Genomic DNA, 2,471 nt, shown 5'->3' on the forward strand with positions numbered 1-2,471 from the left:
GATGATCTATGGCTTTGCCAAACAATCAGGTGGCCATGCCAGCATCTATAGCGAGGAAGGCAAGGGAACGACCGTCAATATCTATCTGCTGAGGCACGTGACGGCAGACGCCGCAATTGAAGCAAATTCTCCCGATGCGGCCGCGGCATCTGGTGACGGCGAGTGCATTCTTGCCGTGGAGGACGACGACCGTGTTCGGCGCCTAACCGTTGCCCGTCTGAAGCAGCTCGGTTACCGCGTCCTTGAAGCGGAGAACGGAGCGGAGGCGCTTGGTATATTGGCGTTTAATCCCGACATCGACCTGTTGTTTACGGACCTGGTGATGCCCGGCTCGATAAGCGGCTACCAGCTCTGTCCCGGACTGAAGGCGTTGCTCACTTCAGGTTACGCAGAGGAACTGGTCCAGTCCGACCGGCTCGGCGGAGAGAATTTGAAAGTATTGCGCAAGCCCTACCGCCAGACCGACCTCGCCAAGGCAATTGGCGAAGCACTGAAAGACGACTAATACGAGCTTAAGTGCGAGCGGCTCATCTTAAGTTCGTTGATGCCCATCTGCGCTGCGCCGTTATGCACCGCCGCTATTTCCAATTCGTCGCGACTGTTTGCACCGCGCGGTAGAAAATGCGAACGCTTGTTCCGTGCCCAGCTTTCATTCCGGTCGCGCGTGCGCTGTTGCCATGCGCTTGCTTGCCGCCGCTGAAGGGTGGTGGGGCACCAAACGGTGTCTAATCAATGTGACATGAGGACAGGCAAAAGAGGCTCTTCCAAGACGCCGTCTGTGGCTCCGCCGAGGACAAAGTCGCGCAGCCTCGAGTGTCCGAATCCTCCCATCACCAGCATATCAGCCCCCAGCTCGAGCGCGGCCCGTTGAATGCTTGCGCCAATCGATGACGAGGCAAACCGGGCAACGGATGCGCCCGCATTGACCCCGCTCGAGACCAAGATTTCAGCGAAGTGCGCTCCGCTTGTTTCCGGCAGCGGCTTTTCGCCGGTCAACGACAGTACCGACACCCGTCGGGCTTTGCGAATGAAGGGGCCGGCATCGCTGACTGCCCGGGCAGCGGCCCGGCTTCCGTCCCAGGCTATGACCAGATGGTCAATCGGGCCTGCGAAGGTCTTGTTGGGAAAGATGACGGCTGGTCGGCCAGAGCCGAATATCACCGCTTCGGCAATGCTGCGCGTATCTGGAACCTCGGAGTTACATTCAAGAATAGTCAGATCGAAAAAACGCGCTTCTGTTGCTGCCGTTTCGTGCAGCAAGGGCAAGTTGGCTTTTACTTCTCTCGTAGAGAGATCAACATTTTCGTTTGCTCCGAGGTTCGTAGCGGCTGCCATCAGCGTAGCTGCGCGGTCGCGGCTTGACATCTCTGCCTGCTCGATCATCTTTGGAGTATCCAACAGCAAGGAAGACCATGCGTTGGGGATGCGCGGAATCTCGATCCTTATCGCACATACGTGGAGATTTGCGTCGCACGACTTAGCAAAGGTTACAGCGTTCGAAACGATCAGTCCGGAACTTGAATCGGGATACGTCGCCAGCGGAAGAAAATACTGCGCAGTCATCTCTTGCTCCTAACTTGCCGCGCTTCTAATTCACTTTCTCTTTTCGGAGCTGCTCCGGCATTGATGTGGCGCAAATGCGTACCCCAAAAAAGCGCTCACTCATTCGAAATTCAAAGCTTCTTCATCTGACAGACGATCAGCATGGTAATTAAGTGCCCGATGCGGCGATGCGCTGTTGAGACAGATCAATGCGGCGCCTGATGAAGCAGGTTTGATCAAGCGTCGATCAAGGCCTAATAGGCGACGCCGCGCTTTCGCGCACAAGCCACGGCGGCGGAAGCGGATCATGATCCTGAACGCAGCAACCGGACCGATAGCCTTTCTCTCCAAAGCCCGCGGCATGTGGCTGCCGATAATTGCGGCCCTCGGGCTTTCGGTAGGGCTGATCTTTGCGCTATTGAAGGATCCGGCCAATGCCCGGCTTGTATGGACGATCACCACCATGCCGGTCCTCGGCGCGCTGTTGTGGCAGACGATCCGGTCTCTCCATCGCGGCGATTTCGGGCTGGACATCCTAGCAGCACTGTCGATGGCATTCGCCCTCTCATTCGGCGAACCCCTTGCCGCCAATGTCGTTGCTCTGATGTATGCCGGCGGCCAGATGCTGGAAGCATACGCGTCCCAGCGCGCCGCCCGCGAGATGACGGCATTGCTGGGCCGCGTTGCCCAGACGGCCCTTCAATACGAGGACGGCCGTCTGCACGAGGTCCCGATTGCCGAAATCAAGGCCGGCGACCTCGTTATGGTGCGTCAAGGCGAGGTTCTGCCGGTCGATGGAATCGTCGTCAGAGATCACGCTCTACTCGATGAGTCTGCATTGACCGGCGAGGCCCTCCCACGAAAACACGGTATCGATGACGAAGTTCTAAGTGGCAGCACCTCGGTCGGGGGCGTCTTTGATATCAGGG

General features: G+C 57.8%; 3 protein-coding genes. 2 read left to right on the plus strand and 1 reads right to left on the minus strand.

Annotation, left to right across the window (positions count from 1 at the left end; translation table 11 throughout):
* On the plus strand, positions 1–505 hold a 505-nt coding region (locus BN1800_RS39275; protein WP_087006301.1), incomplete at its 5' end, for a response regulator.
* A gap of 224 nt (positions 506–729) precedes the next feature.
* On the opposite strand, the gene BN1800_RS39280 is transcribed toward BN1800_RS39275, so the two are convergent.
* Complete coding sequence (locus BN1800_RS39280; protein ID WP_087006304.1) at positions 730–1,563, minus strand: universal stress protein; 834 nt, start codon at positions 1,561–1,563, stop codon at positions 730–732.
* 286 nt (positions 1,564–1,849) lie between these two features.
* Here BN1800_RS39280 and BN1800_RS39285 point away from each other — a divergent pair.
* Positions 1,850–2,471 (plus strand): P-type ATPase actuator domain-containing protein (locus BN1800_RS39285; protein ID WP_483251931.1); only part of this gene is annotated, 622 nt, incomplete at its 3' end.

This window comes from Rhizobium sullae, from assembly GCF_900169785.1.
GTDB classification, from domain to species: Bacteria; Pseudomonadota; Alphaproteobacteria; order Rhizobiales; family Rhizobiaceae; genus Rhizobium; species Rhizobium sullae.